This is a genomic window from Streptomyces sp. NRRL F-5122, from assembly GCF_001507435.1.
In the GTDB taxonomy this organism is placed as follows: Bacteria; Actinomycetota; Actinomycetes; order Streptomycetales; family Streptomycetaceae; genus Streptomyces; species Streptomyces lannensis.
On sequence record NZ_LMWH01000267.1, the window covers coordinates 15712 to 34837 of the forward strand.

17 protein-coding genes and 1 tRNA gene are annotated in these 19126 nt (G+C 69.0%); 10 read left to right on the forward strand and 8 right to left on the reverse strand.

Annotated features, from left to right (window positions below):
- Positions 1-156: 156 nt before the first annotated feature.
- Complete coding sequence (locus tag ADL25_RS36920) at positions 157-861, reverse strand: DUF5324 family protein (RefSeq protein WP_059132292.1); 705 nt, start codon at positions 859-861, stop codon at positions 157-159.
- Between the two features lie 449 nt (positions 862-1310).
- On the opposite strand from ADL25_RS36920, the gene ADL25_RS36925 reads away from it, so the two are divergent.
- Positions 1311-1844, forward strand: coding sequence for a peptidylprolyl isomerase (locus ADL25_RS36925; RefSeq protein ID WP_059132308.1), 534 nt, complete (start codon positions 1311-1313; stop codon positions 1842-1844).
- A 97-nt stretch (positions 1845-1941) separates the two neighbouring features.
- Positions 1942-2856, forward strand: coding sequence for a rhomboid family intramembrane serine protease (locus ADL25_RS36930; protein ID WP_059132293.1), 915 nt, complete (start codon positions 1942-1944; stop codon positions 2854-2856).
- 302 nt (positions 2857-3158) lie between these two features.
- On the opposite strand, the gene crgA is transcribed toward ADL25_RS36930, so the two are convergent.
- The gene (crgA, locus tag ADL25_RS36935) at positions 3159-3413 is read right to left on the reverse strand and encodes a cell division protein CrgA (protein ID WP_059132294.1); all 255 of its coding nucleotides are present in this window, start codon (positions 3411-3413) and stop codon (positions 3159-3161) included.
- 143 nt (positions 3414-3556) lie between these two features.
- On the opposite strand from crgA, the gene ADL25_RS36940 reads away from it, so the two are divergent.
- Genes ADL25_RS36940 through ADL25_RS36960 form a run of 6 tightly spaced genes read left to right on the forward strand, consistent with a single transcriptional unit; the run spans position 3557 to position 7966 of the window.
- Positions 3557-4360, forward strand: a complete 804-nt coding sequence (locus ADL25_RS36940; RefSeq protein WP_059132295.1) for a DUF881 domain-containing protein — start codon at positions 3557-3559, stop codon at positions 4358-4360.
- Between the two features lie 36 nt (positions 4361-4396).
- Complete coding sequence (locus ADL25_RS36945; protein ID WP_059132309.1) at positions 4397-5083, forward strand: class E sortase; 687 nt, start codon at positions 4397-4399, stop codon at positions 5081-5083.
- A 52-nt stretch (positions 5084-5135) separates the two neighbouring features.
- The gene (locus ADL25_RS47040; protein ID WP_181923105.1) at positions 5136-5297 is read left to right on the forward strand and encodes a hypothetical protein; all 162 of its coding nucleotides are present in this window, start codon (positions 5136-5138) and stop codon (positions 5295-5297) included.
- Positions 5294-5932 (forward strand): aminodeoxychorismate/anthranilate synthase component II, encoded by a 639-nt coding sequence (locus tag ADL25_RS36950; protein ID WP_059132296.1) that lies wholly within the window; start codon positions 5294-5296, stop codon positions 5930-5932. Before ADL25_RS47040 ends, ADL25_RS36950 begins: the two co-directional genes overlap by 4 nt.
- Positions 5929-7152: a class E sortase gene (locus tag ADL25_RS36955; RefSeq protein WP_059132297.1), complete on the forward strand. Its 1224-nt coding sequence runs from the start codon at positions 5929-5931 to the stop codon at positions 7150-7152. The genes ADL25_RS36950 and ADL25_RS36955 overlap by 4 nt, the downstream gene beginning before the upstream one ends.
- A gap of 52 nt (positions 7153-7204) precedes the next feature.
- Positions 7205-7966 carry a class E sortase gene (locus ADL25_RS36960; RefSeq protein WP_059132298.1) on the forward strand — a complete coding sequence of 254 codons (762 nt, stop codon included), beginning with the start codon at positions 7205-7207 and terminating at the stop codon, positions 7964-7966.
- Positions 7967-8049: 83 nt separating this feature from the next.
- Here ADL25_RS36960 and pknB read toward each other — a convergent pair whose 3' ends face one another.
- From pknB to ADL25_RS36990, 6 genes are all read right to left on the reverse strand, one after another.
- Positions 8050-10050: a Stk1 family PASTA domain-containing Ser/Thr kinase gene (gene pknB, locus ADL25_RS36965; RefSeq protein ID WP_059132299.1), complete on the reverse strand. Its 2001-nt coding sequence runs from the start codon at positions 10048-10050 to the stop codon at positions 8050-8052.
- 170 nt (positions 10051-10220) lie between these two features.
- Positions 10221-11708 (reverse strand): peptidoglycan D,D-transpeptidase FtsI family protein, encoded by a 1488-nt coding sequence (locus ADL25_RS36970; protein WP_059132300.1) that lies wholly within the window; start codon positions 11706-11708, stop codon positions 10221-10223.
- A complete protein-coding gene (locus ADL25_RS36975; RefSeq protein ID WP_059132301.1) occupies positions 11705-13141 on the reverse strand; it encodes an FtsW/RodA/SpoVE family cell cycle protein in 1437 nt (478 codons plus the stop codon). The genes ADL25_RS36970 and ADL25_RS36975 overlap by 4 nt, the downstream gene beginning before the upstream one ends.
- Positions 13142-13168: 27 nt before the next feature.
- Positions 13169-14713, reverse strand: coding sequence for a Stp1/IreP family PP2C-type Ser/Thr phosphatase (locus ADL25_RS36980; RefSeq protein WP_319113686.1), 1545 nt, complete (start codon positions 14711-14713; stop codon positions 13169-13171).
- A gap of 90 nt (positions 14714-14803) precedes the next feature.
- Entirely contained in the window at positions 14804-15316 is a 513-nt protein-coding gene (locus ADL25_RS36985) for an FHA domain-containing protein FhaB/FipA (protein ID WP_059132303.1), read from the reverse strand.
- A gap of 10 nt (positions 15317-15326) precedes the next feature.
- Positions 15327-16163, reverse strand: a complete 837-nt coding sequence (locus ADL25_RS36990) for an FhaA domain-containing protein (RefSeq protein WP_059132304.1) — start codon at positions 16161-16163, stop codon at positions 15327-15329.
- Positions 16164-16842: 679 nt separating this feature from the next.
- On the opposite strand from ADL25_RS36990, the gene ADL25_RS36995 reads away from it, so the two are divergent.
- Both ADL25_RS36995 and ADL25_RS37000 read left to right on the forward strand, forming a co-directional pair.
- Positions 16843-16929: transfer RNA gene (locus ADL25_RS36995), tRNA-Leu, on the forward strand.
- 743 nt (positions 16930-17672) lie between these two features.
- Positions 17673-19103, forward strand: coding sequence for a DUF2252 domain-containing protein (locus tag ADL25_RS37000; protein ID WP_059132305.1), 1431 nt, complete (start codon positions 17673-17675; stop codon positions 19101-19103).
- Positions 19104-19126: the final 23 nt, after the last annotated feature.

The window sequence follows — 19126 nt, forward strand, 5'->3', positions numbered from 1 at the left end:
CTGATGTCGTCGGACGGCCGCCTTCCAGGTGGTGGCGGAGGGGGTCGTACGCCGCCCGTCCTGCTTCCCGGCCGGCGGTTCCCGGGCCGGTCAGCACCGTGGGGCAGGAGACTTGCAAGTCTCCTGCCCCACAGTGTGGTTGCCTACCGGGCGGGTTCAGGGGCGGTCGTCGTCGTTCCCCGCGGAGTCCTCCTCGGCCTGCTTCGCCTGCACCTCGGGGTCCAGTGCGCTCGGGCCGCTGCCGTCCACCGAGGACAGGCGGTCGCCCTGCGGCATCTCCGTCGCGGCGGGCGGTTCGACCAGCCAGTCGGGGTTCGCCTGCTTGTCCCACCACTTCCAGGCGGCGAAGGCCCCGCCGGCCACGGCGGCCAGCACCGCCAGTCCCTTGGCGATGCGGCCCATCTTCGCCCGCCGCTGTTGGCGGCGCACCAGCTTCTCGATCTGCCGGGGCGTGACCTGGCCGCGCAGCGCGGCCAGCGCTGCCGCGCCACGGGCCGCCGCCTCCTCCCGTGCGGGTCCCGCCGCGGCAACCGCCTGGCCGATCCGGGGGCGGGAGTAGTCGGCCGCCTGCCGGGCAGCCTTGCGCGTGTAGAGGGCGGCATCCTGGGCGGCCTGGTCCACCTTGGGTGGAACATGGGTGCGCGCCTGTTCCAGACGTGGGGCGAGGTGGGCGTCGTACTGGACGCGGGCCTGCTCGGCGGCCTGCGACACCCTGGGCGCGAGTCGGACGCGCGCCTCGTGTGCGTAGTGCGCTGCCTTGTCCTTGGCCGTGTCGGCGTAGGGCGCCACCACTTCCGCGGCATGCAGCACGCTGTCCTTCGCCGAACCGGTCGCGGCGCGCACGCTGTCGATGCGGGTCACGGGTTCCTCCTCCTCGGTGGCGTACGGTAATTCGACTTTCCCGCCTTTTACGGATCATGCCTCCCGAAGAGCCCCCGGGCATGCGAGGACGAGCAACCGGGTCATCCGGCCGACGGAGGCCGGTCCGGTCCGCCTCCGGGCGGGAAGTGATCGGGACGATTGTGTATTTCGGCCGATCACGCGTGATAGCGGATGAATACAGGGCAACGGGAGCTTGTCGACGACAATGCCACGGATCGCTGCGCTGCGCCCCCGCGACGGCAGTACTCGACCGGTTTTCTGCGCGCCCGGAGCACGGAAGGCGGCCGCCGACCCGCGCCGGACGGGCGTTCGGCCCCGGTCCTCCGCGACACCGACCCGGGAATGTTCGTGCAGAGGTGAGGCCCGACGACGCCGCACGCGTACCGTGCGAGGATCAGGGGGTCACAAAGGACAACGGAAGGCAGATCGTGGCTGAGCAGCTTTACGCCACCTTGAAGACCAACCACGGCGACATCGAGGTCCGGCTTCTGCCGAACCACGCACCGAAGACGGTCCGTAACTTCGTCGAGCTCGCCCAGGGCGAGCGTGAGTGGACCCACCCCGCGACCGGTGAGAAGTCCACGAAGAAGCTCTACGACGGCACGGTCTTCCACCGTGTGATCAGCGGGTTCATGATCCAGGGTGGTGACCCGCTGGGCAACGGCACCGGCGGCCCTGGCTACCAGTTCGAGGACGAGTTCCACCCGGACCTCGCCTTCGACAAGCCCTACCTGCTGGCCATGGCCAACGCCGGTCCGGGCACCAACGGCTCGCAGTTCTTCATCACCGTCTCCCCGACGGCCTGGCTGACCCGCAAGCACACCATCTTCGGCGAGGTCACCGACGCGGCCAGCCAGAAGGTCGTGGACACCATCGCCACCACCCAGACCAACCCGCGCACGGACCGGCCGGTCAACGACGTCGTCATCGAGTCCGTCGTCGTCCAGTCCCGCGAGGGCTGAGCCCTCCCGGGACACGCCGCACGAGGGAACAAAAGCGCCCCGCCCGTCCGTACAAGGAAGGGCGGGGCACCCCGTCGTACGGAGAGTGAGGGACCCGATGGACCAGGCGCCAGGCAGCCCGCCGCAGGGCCCGCCGAACCAGGAGCCGCACGGATCCGGGGAGCTGCCCGTCTGCTACCGGCACCCGGACCGCGAGACCGGTATCCGCTGCACCCGCTGTGAGCGCCCGATCTGCCCGGAGTGCATGGTCAACGCCTCGGTCGGTTTCCAGTGCCCGGAGTGTGTGCGCAGGGGTTCCGGCACGGGGCACGCGCCCGCGGCCTCGACACCGCGCACGCTCGCGGGCGGCACCGTCACCGCCGACCCCCGGCTGCTCACCAAGGTGCTGATCGGCGTCAATCTGGCCCTGTTCCTGGTTCAGCTGTCGGTCGGTGATCGCTTCACGGACCGGTTCGATCTGGTCGGCCGGGCCTACGTCCCGCTGCTCGGCGGGATCGAGGGCATCGCGGAGGGCCAGTGGTACCGGCTGCTGACCTCGATGTTCCTGCACGTCAACTACATCCACATCCTGTTCAACATGCTCAGCCTGTGGTGGATCGGCGGCCCGCTGGAGGCGGCCCTCGGCCGCGCCCGCTATCTCGCCCTCTACTTCGTCTCCGGGCTGGCCGGCAGCGCGCTCACCTATCTGCTCGCCGACGCGAACCAGCCCTCACTCGGCGCCTCCGGCGCGATCTTCGGGCTCTTCGGCGCCACCGCCGTGCTGATGCGCCGGCTCCGCTACGACATGCGCCCCGTCATCGCGCTGCTGGTGATCAACCTGATCTTCACCTTCGGGTGGGGCAACATCGCCTGGCAGGCCCACATCGGCGGGCTCGTCGGGGGTGTCGTGGTCGGTTACGCGATGGTCCACGCCCCGCGTGAGCGGCGTCTCCTCGTGCAGTACGGGGTGTGCGCCGTCTTGCTGGCCGCTGTGGTCCTCATGACGGTGCTGAGAACCGCCCAGCTCACCTGAACGGCAGATGTGCACAGGCCGTAGCCCGAGGTTGTACCCAGCGTTGTCCACAGTCTGTGGTGGATCTTGTGCATCCAGCGGGACATGCATGCGCCCCCTGTCACCCACCGGAGTTTTCCCAGGTGAGGCAGGGGGCGAACATCTTTGCGGAGGCCGGTGATTCCGTCATACCGGTGTCAACGCTCGATGCGTTATCCACAGATCGTCGTTCTTTTTCCACTGGTCGCCGCTTCTGTGGACAAGGCTGTGGATAACTCAGTGCACAGCCATGGGCAGAGCCGGCGGCGAGCCGTACGGGGCCGCTACTTCCACTGCGTGGAGACGCCGAACCCCGCCGCGATGAAGCCGAAGCCCACCACGATGTTCCAGTTGCGCAACGCATGGATCGGCAGGGAACCGTCGGTCACGTAGAAGACCACGATCCATGCGAGACCGATGATGAACATGGCCAGCATCACCGGCGCGACCCAGCCACGGCTGTTCATCTTGATGGCCGTGGCCTGCTTGGTCGGGGGCGGCGTGTAGTCGGCCTTCTTGCGGATACGTGACTTCGGCACGAGGGTCTCTCCTGTCGATGCGCTGCGTGGCCGCGCAGGGTACTGGGGGCGGGCTCCGGAGCAGCGTACAAGGGGACACCGAGCGCTCCCCCGGGCGTCCGTTAGCGTAGTGCTTCCGCGGCGCCGAAGGAGATAAGGGTACGTTGAGCAATACTGCCGACTCCCATGAGGCGGGTCACGGAACCCCGGAAACGGGGACCACGCCGCCCCGCTCACGCCGGCTGAGACCCGCGCGGGTGCTCACCGTGGGCGTTTTCGCCCTCGCCGGGCTCCTTTTCATCACGAGTTTCAACACAGCCAAGGGCACCAACATCCGCACGGACTCCTCGCTGCTGAAGCTCTCCGACCTGATCCACGAGCGCAGCCACAAGAACGGTCTGCTCGACGAGTCCAACGCCACACTGCGCGACGGCAACGAGGTACTGGCCAAGCGAACCGGCGGCGGCAGCAGCAAGGCCGAGGAGGCCCGGCTCGGTGCGCTGGAGAAGAACGCCGGCACGCAGAGGCTGACCGGCGAGTCGGTATCGGTCACCCTGAACGACGCCCCGCCCGACGCGACCGCCAAGCTCCCCGGCTACCCCGCGCCCCAGCCCGACTACCTGGTCATCCACCAGCAGGATCTGCAGGCCGTGGTGAACGCGCTGTGGCAGGGCGGTGCCCGGGGGATCAAGGTCATGGACCAGCGGCTGATCTCCACCAGCGCCGTGCGCTGCGTGGGCAACACCCTGATCCTCCAGGGCCGTGTCTACTCGCCCCCGTACAAGATCAGCGCGATCGGGAACCCGGACAAGCTCCAGAAGGCGCTCGCCGACTCGCCCGCGATCCAGAACTACATGGTGTACGTCAACGTCTACGGACTCGGCTGGAAAGTCACCGAGGACGGGACGGTGACTCTTCCCGGCTACTCGGGCACAGTGGATCTGCACTACGCGAAGCCCGTGGAGTAGAAGCCCGGAACAGCGGCCGCTGGGGGACCTGTGTCGGTGCGCGCGCTCGTCAGGACCGTCAGCGAACTGTGCATCACCGTCGGCACCCTCATCGTGCTCTTCGTCGGCTACATCCTGTTCTGGACCGGAGTGAAGGCCGACGGCGCGATGAACGACCAGATCGACCGGCTGCAGCGGCAGTGGTCGAAGGGGACCGTGGCGCCGACGGCCGCGCCCCACGGCTCCCCGAGCCCCGCCGAGCCGGAGCCGTACGTGCCGGGCCGGGCGTTCGCCGTCATGTACATCCCGCGGCTCGGTTTCACGTGGAACAAGCCGGTGCTCGAGAACACGGCCGCGGGCACCCTGAAGAAGGGCCTCGGCCACTACGCGGGCACCGCCCGGCTCGGCCAGAGGGGCAACTTCGCGGTCGCCGGTCACCGGCGCACCTACGGCGACCCGTTCAAGGACTTTCCCCGGCTGCGCCCCGGCGACGCGGTCGTCCTCACCGAGGGATCAACCTGGTTCACGTATCGGATCGACAAAGGCCCTTACAAAACCGTCCCCACGGACGTTGAAGTTATCGACCCCGTGCCACGTAAGTCGGGGTATGGGCGTCCGGGCCGGTATCTGACGCTGACCACGTGCGATCCCGAATGGGGGCACAGTCACCGGCTGATCGTCTGGGCGCACCTGGATTCCACACAGCCTGTGGAGGCAGGCGAACCGAGGGCTCTGCGCCGTTAGTCTGGTGGCGTACGGCGTGAGTCTGGTGCCGTGGTGAGACGGAAGGGACGGCATGTACGGCTGGATCTGGCGGCATCTGCCGGGCAACGCATGGCTGAAGGCACTGATCTCCCTCGTGCTGGTCCTGGCCGTGGTCTACGTCCTCTTCCAGTACATCTTCCCGTGGGCCGAACCGCTCCTGCCCTTCAACGATGTGACGGTGGACAACCAGTGAGCGCGCGCATCCTCGTCGTCGACAACTACGACAGCTTCGTCTTCAACCTGGTGCAGTACCTGTACCAGCTGGGCGCCGAGTGCGAGGTCCTGCGCAACGACGAGGTCTCGACCGCGCATGCGCAGGACGACTTCGACGGTGTGCTGCTGTCTCCCGGCCCCGGCACCCCCGAGGAGGCGGGTGTCTGCGTCGAGATGGTGCGGCACTGCGCCGCGACCGGCGTCCCCGTCTTCGGTGTCTGTCTGGGCATGCAGTCGATGCAGGTGGCCTACGGCGGCGTCGTCGACCGGGCGCCGGAACTGCTGCACGGCAAGACCTCGCTGGTCGAGCACGAGGGCAAGGGTGTCTTCGCCGGACTGCCCTCTCCGTTCACGGCGACCCGCTACCACTCCCTGGCCGCCGAGCCGGCGACCGTGCCGGCCGAGCTGGAGGTCACGGCCCGCACACACGACGGGATCATCATGGGGCTCAGGCATCGCGAACTTCCGGTCGAGGGCGTCCAGTTCCACCCCGAGTCGGTGCTGACCGAACACGGCCACCGGATGCTGGCCAACTGGCTGGCCGAGTGCGGTGACCGGGGCGCCGTGGCGAGATCGACGGGGCTGGCCCCGGTGGTGGGCAGGGCCACGGCGTGACCGCACTGCGCCCCGAGCGCGAGAGCGGCGCCCCGTACGAGGGCGCCGCCGAATCCGGACCCCCGTACGGGCAGCAGCCGTACGGGGGCACCGGTGCATGGCACGAGGGGCAGGAGTGGTCCGGCTACCAGTACCCCGGTGACGGGAGCGGGGGGCAGACCGCGGCGCAGTCGTACGGACAGACGCAGCAGGCGCAGCAGCAGCCGTACGACGCGACGGCGGTCCTGCCCTCGTACGACGACCCCGCGGCCGCCTCCTCGTACGCCCCCCCGGCCCCCAGGGACGGTTCCCGGCCCATGACGCCGCCCGTGGACGACGAGACCGTCGCGCTGCGCGCGGCGGATGTCGGGGCGGCACGGCGGGCCGCGGAGCGCGACGGCGGGACGGCGTCCGCACCGGCGCCGGGAGGCCGTGCGGCGCGGCGCAAGGCGGCCAGAAGGCACGGGCGGCACGGAAACGGGCCCCAGACGGCCGAGAAGGCCGCTGAGACGGCCCCGGAGGCGCCCAGGTCCCGCATGGAGGCCCGGCGGGCCGCACGCGCCCAGAAGCCCAGTGGGACGGTCCTGGTGAGCCGCCTGGTCGGCGAGCTGTTCATCACGACCGGTGTGGTGATGCTGCTGTTCGTGACGTACCAGCTGTGGTGGTCGAACGTGCGGGCGCACCAGGAGGCGGGAAGCGCCGCGAAGCATCTCCAGCAGGACTGGGCGAACGGCAGGCGGGAGCCGGGCGAGTTCGCCCCCGGGCAGGGCTTCGCCATCCTGCACATCCCCAAGCTGGACGTGGTCGCTCCGATCGCCGAGGGCACCAGCAAGACGAAGGTGCTCGACAAGGGCATGGTCGGGCACTACGGAGAGGGCACCCTGAAGACGGCGATGCCGGACGCCAAGACGGGCAACTTCGGGCTCGCGGGCCACCGGAACACCCACGGCGAGCCGTTCCGGTACATCAACCGCCTCAAGCCCGGCGACCCGATCGTGGTGGAGACGCAGGACAAGTACTTCGTCTACAAGATGACCTCGATCCTGCCGACGACGTCTCCCTCCAACACGAGCGTGCTCGACGCGATACCCAAGGGCTCCGGCTTCACCGCGCCCGGCCGCTACATCACGCTGACCACCTGCACCCCGGAATTCACCAGCACATACCGGATGATCGTCTGGGGCAAGATGGTCGAGGAACGGCCGCGCAGCAAGGGCAAGCCGGACGCGCTCATCTCGTAGGGCGCACGGACACGCGAACTCGTAGGCACCTGGAACAGACGGGGCAGATGCAGTGGGAGTGACGACCGACCAGGACGAGCAGACCGGCGCGCCGTCGCCGGGCTCCGACTCCCCCTCCCGGGCGCGGCCCCGCGGGCGCGGCCCTGTCGCGACGGCCGTCAGTGTCTTCGGCGAACTGCTCATCACGGCCGGCCTGGTGCTCGCCCTGTTCGTCGTCTACTCCCTGTGGTGGACGAACGTGATAGCGGACCGCAAGGCGCACCGCGAGGCCGACAAGGTGCGTGACCACTGGGCGGCCGAAAAGGATCCAGGACCGGGCGCGCTGGACACCAAGGGCGGCATCGGCTTCCTGCACGTCCCGTCGATGAAGAACGGCGATGTGCTGGTCGAGAAGGGCACGTCGACGGATGTGCTCAACGACGGTGTGGCCGGGTACTACGTGGACCCCGTCAAGGCGAGGCTGCCGATGTCGGGCAAGACCGGCAACTTCTCGCTGGCCGCGCACCGCGACGGGCACGGGGCGAAGTTCCACAACATCGACAAGGTGCGCGAGGGCGACCCGGTCGTCTTCGAGACGAAGGACGACTGGTACGTCTACAAGGTCTTCGCGATCCTCCCGCAGACGTCGAAGTACAACGTGAAGGTCCTCACCCAGGTCCCCGAGCAGGCGGGCGTCACCAAGCCCGGCCACTACATCACCCTGACGACGTGCACCCCCGTCTACACCTCGGAGTACCGCTACGTCGTGTGGGGTGAGCTGGAGCGGGTGCAGAAGGTGGACAGCGAGCGGACGCCGCCGAAGGAACTGGGCTGAGCGGTTCCTCCCCGGACCCCGGATCACGACGGAGCCCCGGCACCCTCCAAGGGTGCCGGGGCTCCGTCGTGACAGCGGGCGGGTCAGTTCCTTCGGCCGGTGACCCCGCCGAAGAAGTTCGAGCCGCCGTCGTTACCGCCGTTGCCCGGACCGCCGCCACCGGCGGTGAACAGGTTCACCGGGGTGTTCGGGGCGACCTGGGAGCCCGGCGCCGGGTTCGACCCGATGACGGTGGCGTTGTCGTCCTGGGAGCCGGTGATGTTGCCGACCTGGAGGCCCGCCTGCTGCAGCATCCCCCGGACGTCCTTGAGCTTCTGCCCCTGGATGTTGGGCGGGACGGTCGCCTGCTGGGCCTGCTTGCCGATCTGGATGGTGACCGTGGAGCCCTTCTTGACCGTCTCGTTCTTGCCCGGCGAGGTCTGGATGACCTTGCCGGCCTGGTTCGGGTCGTTGGTGTCCACCTCGGTGCAGTTGCCCGTCAGGCCGCTCGCCTGCATCTGCTGCTTGGCGGCGTCACAGCCCTGGCCGGTCACGTCGGGCACCGTCACCGTCTCCACGGCCTTGGCGACCGTGAGGGTGATCGTGCTGCCCTTCTCGACCTTCTGCCCGAACTTCGGGTCGGTCTCCAGGACGGTGCCCGCCTCCTGGGCGGACTCCTTCTCCTTGGTCTCGACCTTGAACTGGTAGTCGTCGCCCTCGAGCTTCGTCGTGACGTCGTTGACGTTCTGGCCGACGACGTCCGGCACCGTCACCTTGGGCGCGCCCGTGGAGACCACCAGGTTGACCGTGGAGTCCTTCTTGACCTCCGTGTTCGCGGTCGGGTCCTGGCTGCAGATGTTGCCCTTCTTCTGGTCCTCGCAGGGCTGCTGCTTGAAGGTCAACTTCAGGGTGGCGTTGTCGCCGAGCTGCTGCGCATCGGCCTTGGTCTGGCCGACGAAGTTGGGCACGGTGACCTTGTCGTTGCCCACGCCCCCGTTGCCGCTGAACATCCACTTGCCGATGAGGATCGCGCCGATCAGCACCAGCACACCCGCGACGACCAACAGGATCGTCGAGGTGTTCGACTTCTTCTGGCGGCGGCGGTCCGGGCGTTCGTCGTAGCCGAAGCCGCCGTCGTCGGGGTTCTGCGGCGGGAGCATCGTGGTGGCGCCGGCACCGGAGTCCGCACGCAGGGCCGTCGTGGCCTGGTCGTCGTGGTAGCCGCCGTAGCCGACGGAACCCATGGCCGCCGTGGCCGCGACCGGCTGGCCGTCGAGACAGGCCTCGATGTCGGCGCGCATCTCGTCGGCGCTCTGGTACCGGTAGTCCGGGTCCTTGACGAGCGCCCGGAGCACGATCGCGTCCATCGAGGGCGTGATCTCGGGGTCGAAGATGCTCGGCGGCTGCGGCTCCTCGCGGACGTGCTGGTAGGCGACCGCGACCGGCGAGTCGCCCACGAACGGGGGTCGTACCGTCAGAAGCTCGTACAGCAGGCAACCGGTCGAGTACAGGTCCGATCGCGCGTCGACCTGCTCGCCCTTCGCCTGCTCCGGCGAGAGGTACTGGGCCGTGCCGATCACCGCGGCCGTCTGTGTCATCGTCATACCGGAGTCGCCCATGGCGCGGGCGATACCGAAGTCCATGACCTTGACCTGGCCGTTGCGCGTCAGCATGACGTTCGCGGGCTTGATGTCGCGGTGGACGATGCCGCTGCGGTGGGCGTACTCGAGGCCCTGGAGGATGCCGATGGTCATCTCCATGGCCCGCTCCGGCAGCAGCTTGCGGCCGCTGTGAAGAAGCTCACGCAGAGTGGACCCGTCGACGTACTCCATCACGATGTACGGGATCGAGACCCCGTCGATGTAGTCCTCGCCCGTGTCGTACACCGCGACGATCGCGGGATGGTTGAGTGAGGCGGCCGACTGGGCCTCCCGGCGGAACCGGGCCTGGAACGACGGATCACGTGCGAGGTCCGCCCGCAGCGTCTTCACCGCCACGGTGCGACCCAGCCTGGTGTCGTGCGCGAGGTAGACCTCGGCCATGCCACCACGGCCGAGCACCTGGCCCAGCTCGTACCGGCCGCCGAGGCGACGCGGCTCTTCCATAGCTTCCTACCAGCCCTCTCCGTCGATCCCGACCACACCCGCGTGTGATCCGGCGGTGTGCTGTCCGGGCATACGGTACCCGGCTCGCTCTGCGTGACCTGGCCACATCCGCCACCCGATACAGGACCGGTATCGCAACGTGCACCGATGTGAAGGGAACGTGACGGGGGTCACTTCTTGCTCTTGACGACCGCCTCCATGACGTTCTTCGCGATGGGAGCGGCGAGGCCGCCACCGGAGATGTCGTCACGGTTGGCCTTGTCGTCCTCGACCACCACCGCGACCGCCACCGGCGAGCTGCCGTCGGGGAGCTTGGCGTACGAGATGAACCAGGCGTACGGCTTCTCGCTGTTGTTCAGACCGTGCTGCGCGGTACCGGTCTTGCCACCCACGGTCACGCCCGGGAGCTGCGCGTTCGTACCCGTGCCCTTCTGGACGACCGTCTCCATCATCGACTGCAGGACCTGGGCGTTCTTCTCGGACAGCGGCCGGCTGAGCTCCTCCGGCTGAGTCTGGGTGAGGGTATCGAGGCTAGAGGCCTCCAGCTTGTCGACCATGTACGGCTTCATCAGCTTGCCGTCGTTGGCGACCGCCGAGGCGACCATCGCCATCTGCAGCGGGGTCGCGGCGGTCTCGAACTGGCCGATCGAGCTGAGCGCGGTCTGCGGCCGGTCCATCTTCTCGGGGAAGTTGGAGGCGTTGGAGCGCACCGGCGTGAACTGCTCGGAGTCGAAGCCGAACTTCTTCGCCTCCTCCAGCATCTTGTCCTTGCCGAGGTCGGCGCCGATCTTGCCGAAGACGGTGTTGCAGGAGAACTGCAGCGCGACGCGCATGGTCGCGTTCTTGCAGGGGATGTTCCCCTCGTTCTTCAGCTCGGTCTGGGTGTTCGGGAGGATGTACGGCAGCGGCGAGTCGGTGTTCTCGTCGGCGCTGTTGTACAGCCCGTTCTCCAGCGCGGCCGCCGCGGTGACCACCTTGAAGGTGGAGCCCGGCGGGTAGGTCTCGCGCAGCGCCCGGTTCAGCATCGGGTCGTTCGGGTTGTTCTTCTTCTGCAGTGCCGTCCAGGCCTTGGAGTCGACCGAGGTGGAGTTGCCCGCGAAGGACGACGGGTCGTACGAGGGGTAGGACGCCAGCGCCAGGATCGCGCCGGTCTGCGGGTCGAGCGCCACCGCCGCGCCCTTGCCGCCGACCTTCTTCAGACCGTCGTAGGCGGCCTTCTGTGCCGCGGCGTTCAGTGTGGTGACGACGTTGCCGCCCTGCTTGGGCTTGCCCGTCAGCATGTCGAGGGTGTTGCGGAAGAAGAGCCGGTCGTCGTCGCCGGTGAGGATGCCGTCCTCGACGGACTCCAGCTGCGTGGCGCCGAACGCCTGGGAGGCGAACCCGGTGACCGGCGCCCACATCGCGCCGTCCTTGTACGTGCGCTTGTAGGCGAAGTCGTTCAGGCTGTCGGTGGGTGTCTTCTTGGACCCGGTGATCGGGTTTCCGTCGACGATGATGTCGCCGCGCGGCGTCGAGTACCGGGCGATCAGCACACGGCGGTTCTCCGTGTCGCTGCGCAGCGTGTCGGCCTGGACGTACTGGAGCCAGTTGTCGCGGACGAGCAGTGCGAGGACGAGGAGCCCGCAGAAGATCGCGATCCGGCGCAGGGGCTTGTTCACGGTCGGACCACCTGGGTCATCTCGGCGTCGGGGTTCGGAGCGGGGGACGGGGCCGGACGGCGCGCGGTGTCGCTGATACGGATCAGAATGCCGATCAGTGCCCAGTTGGCGATGACCGACGAACCGCCGTACGCGAGGAACGGCATCGTCATACCGGTCAGAGGGATGAGGCCCATGACACCGCCCGCGACGACGAAGACCTGGAGCGCGAAGGCGCCGGACAGACCGACGGCGAGCAGCTTGCCGAACGGGTCGCGGGCGGCGAGGGCGGTGCGCACGCCGCGCTCCACGATGAGCCCGTAGATCAGCAGGATCGCCATGATGCCGGCCAGGCCCAGCTCCTCGCCGAACGTGGCGAGGATGAAGTCGGAGTTGGCGGCGAACCGGATCAGCTCGGAGTGGCCCTGGCCGAGGCCGGTGCCGAGCGTGCCGCCGGAGCCGAACGCCCACAGGGCCTGCATGGCCTGCTCGGAGTGGCCGGCCACACCCTTGCGGCTGAGCGCGTACTCCCCCATCGGGTCGAGCCAGGCCTGAACACGCATATTCACGTGCGGTTCGAAGCTCGCCACACCCACGGCGCCGGCCGCGGACATCAGCAGACCGAAGACGATCCAGCTCGTCCGCTCGGTGGCGACGTACAGCATGATGACGAACATTCCGAAGAACAGCAGCGACGTACCGAGGTCGGTCTCGAAGACCAGGATCAGGATCGAGATCGCCCAGACCACGAGGATCGGGCCCAGGTCCCGGCCGCGCGGCAGGTACAGGCCCATGAAGCGGCGGCTGGCCAGGGCGAGCGCGTCCCGCTTGACCATCAGATAGCCGGCGAAGAACACCGCAAGCACGATCTTGGCGAACTCACCGGGCTGGATGGTGAAGCCACCGACCGAGATCCAGATCTTGGCGCCGTAGACGTTCAGGCCGAGACCCGGCACCAGCGGGAGCAGCAGCAGGAACAACGCGGCGACCATGGAGATATAGGTGTAGCGCTGCAGAGTGCGGTGGTCCTTCAGGAAGACCAGCACCATCACGAACAGCGCGATGCCCATCGCCGTGTACAGCAGCTGGTTGGTCGCCTTGCCGCCCGCCACATGGATGGACTGCAGAAGCTTGGACTGGTCGAGCCGCCAGATGACGACCAGACCGAGACCGTTCAGCAGCGTCGCCAGCGGCAGCAGCAACGGGTCCGCGTACGGCGCGAACTTGCGGACGACCAGATGGCCGACGCCCGCCAGCAGACCGAGGCCGAGGCCGTAGCTGAGGAGTCCGGCCGGGACCGAACCGTTGATGGCCAGGCCCACGTTGGCGTAGGCGAACACCGGGATGGCGACGGCGAACACCAGCAGCGCCAGCTCGGTGTTGCGCCGGCTCGGTGCACCGATCGAGCCGATCGTGGACGTGTGGTGCGTCGTCGTGTTCGTACTGCTGCTCATGGTGTGACAGGGCCCCTCACGGCTTGCTTACTGCTTTCCGCACAGTGAGACGACCTTCTGCTCTTCCTCCGAGAGGGTGGGGCCGGGTGTGGGGGTGGGTGCGGTTGGGGTCTTGGACGTCGAACCCGAGGGATTCGGGGTCGGCGAGGCCTTGGACGTCAACGAGGTCTGTGTGGTTCCCGTGGCGTCGCCGCCCGTCCCGGCCTGGTTCTCGGCCTCGGCCTTCTGGCGCTCGTTCTCCTTCTTGCACGCCGACGCCTGCACGGCCAGCTCGGAGACCTTCGACTGCGCCGCCGGGAGACCGCCCTCGGCGATGGTCGCCTTGACCTGCTTCTGCTGATACGAGGGCAGGTACTTGAGTTCGATCTCGGGGTGGTCCTTCTGCACCTTCGACAACGACACCCAGGCCAGGTCCTGGCTGATACCGCGGTACAGCGCGACATGCTCGCCGTTGGCGCCGACGTAGTACTGCGTCTGCGTCCACCGGTAGGCGCCGTAGCACCCGCCGCCGATGACGGCGAGCGCGAGCACGGTGAAGAAGGATCTCTTCAGCCACCTGCGTCCACGGCGCGGCTTGACGAAGTCCTCGTCGCTGTAGTCGTCGAAGCTGCCCGTCGGGACGTAGCCGGTGGTGTCACCGCTCCCGGGCGGGCCGAACTGGCCCCCGCTGCCCTGGCCGGGCACCTGGCGGCCGAGGCCCGAGGCGCGTCCGGCGGGCGTCTGCATGATGCCGTTGTCGTGCAGGTGGTTCTGGTTCTCGGCGACGGCGCCCACCACGACCGGGGTGTCGGACAGCTGGCCCGCGAGGGTGTCCCCGGTGTCCAGGTCGAGGACATCGGCCACGATGACCGTGATGTTGTCCGGGCCGCCGCCGCGCAGCGCGAGCTGGATCAGCTCCTGCACGGTCTCCTGCGGGCCCTGGTAGCTGGCGAGGGTCTCCTCCATGGTCTGGTGGGAGACGACCCCGGACAGCCCGTCGGAGCAGATCAGATACCGGTCGCCCGCCCGCACCTCACGGATGGACAGGTCGGGCTCCACGTGGTCGCCACTGCCCAGCGCGCGCATCAGAAGTGAGCGCTGCGGATGGGTGGTGGCCTCCTCCTCCGTGATACGGCCCTCGTCGACGAGCCGCTGCACCCAGGTGTGGTCCTGGGTGATCTGCGTCAGGACGCCGTCCCGCAGCAGGTACGCGCGGGAGTCACCGACATGGACGAGGCCCAGCCGCTGACCCGTCCACAGCAGGGCGGTCAGCGTGGTCCCCATGCCCTCGAGCTGGGGGTCCTCCTCGACCATCGCCCGCAACTGGTCGTTGGCGCGCTGTACCGCGGTGGCGAGCGAGGTGAGGATGTCGGAGCCGGGGATGTCGTCGTCGAGCGGGACGATGGTGGAGATCACCTCGGAGGAGGCGACCTCGCCGGCCGCCTGGCCGCCCATCCCGTCCGCGATCGCGAGCAGGCGCGGACCCGCGTAACCGGAGTCCTCGTTGCCCTCGCGGATCATGCCTTTGTGCGATCCGGCGGCGAAGCGCAGTGACAGACTCATGCGCACCTCGCCCGTCGGCTCCGGGTACATCCGCACGGTGCCCACCCTCCGGTCGGGAGCGCGCCGGGGCCCGGGATGTGGGCCACCGCTGCGTGCTCGCTCCGCTCGCTCATTGTCGTACTACTTCCGCAGCTCGATGACGGTCTTGCCGATGCGGATCGGCGCACCCGGCGGAATCGGTGTGGGGGTCGTCAGCCGGGTCCGGTCGAGGTAGGTGCCGTTCGTGGACCCGAGGTCCTCGACGATCCACTGCCCGTCCCGGTCGGGATAGATCCTGGCGTGCCGGCTCGAGGCGTAGTCGTCGTCCAGCACGATGGTGCTGTCATGGGCACGGCCGAGCGTGATGGTCTGGCCCTGCAGCGCGACCGTCGTACCCGTGAGGGAGCCCTCGGACACGACCAGCTTCGTGGGGGCACCACGGCGCTGGCGGCCGCCGCTCGGCTGCTGGCGCTGCGGCGGGGGCGCCGCCTGACGGGCGGCCTGCTGAGGCCGCCCGCTGTCCCGGCGCGAGCCGCGCTGTGTGACGCGCGTGCCGAACAGGTCGCTGCGGATGACCTGCACGGCCACGATCACGAACAGCCACAGTACGGCCAGGAAACCCAGCCGCATGACCGTGAGGGTCAGCTCTGACATTGCCCCCGCTTCACCCTTCGGCTTGCCGGTAAATGATGGTGGTGCTGCCCACGACGATCCGCGAGCCGTCGCGGAGCGTAGCGCGGGTGGTGTGCTGCCCGTCCACCACGATGCCGTTGGTGGACCCGAGATCCTGGATCGTCGAGGGCGTTCCGGTCCGGATCTCACAGTGCCGGCGCGAGACGCCGGGGTCGTCGATCCGCACGTCGGCTTCGGTGCTGCGGCCCAGCACCAGCGTCGGGCGGGAGATCTGATGGCGGACGCCGTTGATCTCGATCCAGTAGCGGGTGCGCCCGCCCGCCGTGGGCGCGGCCGCCGGCCGCTGGCCGTACGGCGCGGCAGCGGGCCGGGCACCGGGCGGCGGCGCGGACGGCATGGGCGGGACGCCCTGAGAGCCGGCGGCCGGCGGATAGCCGTAGCCGCCGGGGGCCTGCCGGCCCGCCGGAGCGGCCGCCGGACCCTGTTGGTCCGTGGAGGAGGCGAGCGTACGGCTGCGCACCCGGTACAGACCGGTGTCGAGGTCGTCCGCCTTCTCCAGATGGACCTTGATGGGTCCCATGAACGTGTAGCGCTGCTGCTTGGCGTAGTCGCGCACCATGCCGGCCAGCTCGTCGCCGAGCTGCCCCGAGTAGGGACTGAGCCGCTCGAAGTCCGGCGTGCTCAGCTCCACGATGAAGTCGTTGGGTACGACGGTCCGGTCGCGGTTCCAGATGGTCGCGTTGTTGTCGCACTCCCGCTGGAGCGCTCCGGCGATCTCCACAGGCTGGACCTCGGACTTGAACACCTTGGCGAAGGTGCCGTTGACCAGACCTTCGAGACGCTGCTCGAACTTCTTCAGGACTCCCACAGGGCACCTCCTCCGTTGCTGCCGTCCTGCGTTCTGCTTCGTACCTGGTACTGCTTACTGATCGTATCCACGCGCCGGAAAATCGGCTGGTTCCCCCTGTCGGCCCTGTCGACGGGTGTCGACGCCACGGGGGTTCCCTGCCGACGACCCCTTCGAACTCATCCCGGACGTACTCCTTGCACGTACTTCCCGCATGCATTCCTGGCATGGATCGTAGAGGGGGTCGCAGACCAGTGTCCCGCACCTGACCGCGGACCCTGTCCCTCTCCTGGGTAGATGCGCTGGACCGGTACGAGGTTGATACGTGAACAAGCACACGTCGAGACGTTGTGCGACGGGTTCCGGGGCCGAGGGCGGAGGACGGCGATCCGCAACGGATTCGGACATCCGGCACCAGATGCCGCGCGCCGTCCGTTCCCCCCGTCGACGACGTTGTACCGGGTGCGGCACGTGCGCGGCCGGAGGGCCTCGACCCCGGCCGGTCGGCCGGGGTCCCGCTCGCTCGCCCCCGGACCGCGGCCGGCCCCCCGGGGTCTTCGCTGGTCGGGCCCGGGTTACCGGTGGTGGGCCCCCGAGGAGGCCGGGAAAGGGATGTGAACGCACCCTCTCCAGCGTGCTAATGTTCTGGATGTCGGAAGGCGCCACGCCGCAAGGGCAGAAGCCGGAAGACACACCCAATGCGCGGGTGGCGGAATAGGCAGACGCGCTGGATTCAGGTTCCAGTGCCCGCAAGGGCGTGGGGGTTCAACTCCCCCCTCGCGCACCAGATGAGACGGTCGTCATCGGATCCCGATGGCGGCCGTTTTGCCGTTCCTGGCTTCGAGGGGCGCGGCCTGGTGCGGTCCAGGATGTGAGGAAGCTCTCAGGTATTCGGACTTCGGGTCCGGGCGTGTGGCCGACACCCTCGGGGCGGTTCGGGCGAGGACCGATGTACTTGGGGTCGGGTCCGGTGCCGGGGCCGATGTCCTTGTGGTGGGTTCGTAGCCGGGGCTGATGTCCCCGTGGTCGGGTCCGGGTCGGGCGGCCGTCGCATGTCCGACTCCGGGTCGGGCTGTGGTCCCGAGCGCTTTCCGAGGGCTTGATGCGGGACGGGGCCTCCGGCCGCACGGCTTGGCCCCAGGGACTTCCGCTCGCGCGGTCTGGATGTCGGAAGACCGTCGGGTGGCCGGACCGTCGGGAGACCGTCGGATGCCCGCAGCGTCAGGGAATCGGGTTGTACGGTCGAAGCTCGGGGGAGCTCCGGGGACCGGGCTGCACGATCGGAGCCCGGGGGACCGGGCTGCACGATCGGAGCCCGGGGGACGGGGTTGCGCGGCGAGGGCGTCGGGATCCCGGTCGCACGGCCGGAGCGCCGTGGCGAGGTCGGCCCCCCGAACGAGCCGAAGCCGACCGGTGTTCTCCACAACAACCGACTTGTCCACAGGGTCTGACGCCTCCCCACCCCCGGCTGTACGGTCGTCCGCAGTTGATGTTCAAACGGCAGCATGGCCAGCGGGGGAGGCGGTCGGAATGACCGAGGTCGGAACGGAGATCGGGGTGGCGGTGCCCCGACAGCGGGCCAGGATCTCCCCGGTGCGCGGCTTCGCACGGTGGCCGGTACAAGGCTCCCCCAAGGAAGAGGGCAAGGCTCTGCGCGCCCGCGTCCGCCGCCGCTCACACGCCGAACTGGCCGTGGACACCGACCGTCCCGACGCGGTCACCGCCGTCCAGGAGTCCAGCCGCGGCCGGATCCCCGAGCTCGCACCGATACGCGTCGGCAGGATGGCCGCCACACCCTTCGCCTTCCTGCGCGGCGCGGCGGGCCTCATGGCCTACGACCTCGCCCGCACCCCGATGACGGGCATCAACGCCCAGATCTGCGGCGACGCACACGCGGCCAACTTCGGCCTGTACGGAGACGCACGCGGCGGCCTGGTCATCGACCTGAACGACTTCGACGAGACGGTGCACGGCCCCTGGGAGTGGGACCTCAAGCGCCTCGCCACCTCACTCGTCCTCGCCGGCCGCGAGGCCGGGGCCGACGAGGACACCTGCCGGGCGGCCGCACACGACGCCGTGGGCGCCTACCGCCGCACCATGCGCCTGCTGGCCCGGCTCCCGGTCCTCGACGCCTGGAACGCGATCGCCGACGAGGAACTGGTCTCCCACACCGACGCCCACGACCTCCTCGGCACCCTGGAACGGGTGTCGCAGAAGGCGCGGAACAACACGAGCGGACGGTTCGCCGCGAAGGCCACCGAACCCCTCGAGGACGGCGGCCGCCGCTTCGTCGACGCACCGCCGGTACTGCGCCGCATACCCGACTCCGAGGCGGCGGCCGTCGCGGCCTCGCTCGAGGAGTATCTGACGACACTGACCGAGGACCGCCTCCCGCTCCTGGCCCGGTACGCAGTGCACGACGTGGCGTTCCGCGTGGTCGGCACCGGCAGTGTGGGCACCCGCTCGTACGTGGTGCTGCTCCTCGACCACCGGGGCGAGCCGCTCATCCTCCAGGTCAAGGAGGCCCGTCCGTCCGCCCTGCTCCCCCATCTGGCCACGGCCGGCCACCCGGTGCCGGAGGTGGAGCACGAAGGCCGCCGAGTCGTCCTCGGCCAGAAGCGGATGCAGGTCGTCAGCGACATCCTGCTCGGCTGGACAACGGTCGAGGGACGGCCTTACCAGGTAAGGCAGTTCCGCAACCGCAAGGGCAGCGTCGAACCGGCGGCACTGGCCGCCGACCAGGTCGACGACTACGCCCGTATGACCGGGGCGCTGCTGGCGCGCGCCCACGCTCACAGCGCCGACCCGCGCCTGATCTCCGGTTACTGCGGCAAGAACGAGGAACTGGACGAGGCGATCGCCACGTTCGCCGTCGCCTATGCGGACCGCACGGAGGCGGACCACGAGGAACTGGTGGCGGCGGTGCGTGATGGGCGGATCCAGGGGGAGATGGGGGTCTGAGTTCGAGGGGGGTGTGGAGGGAG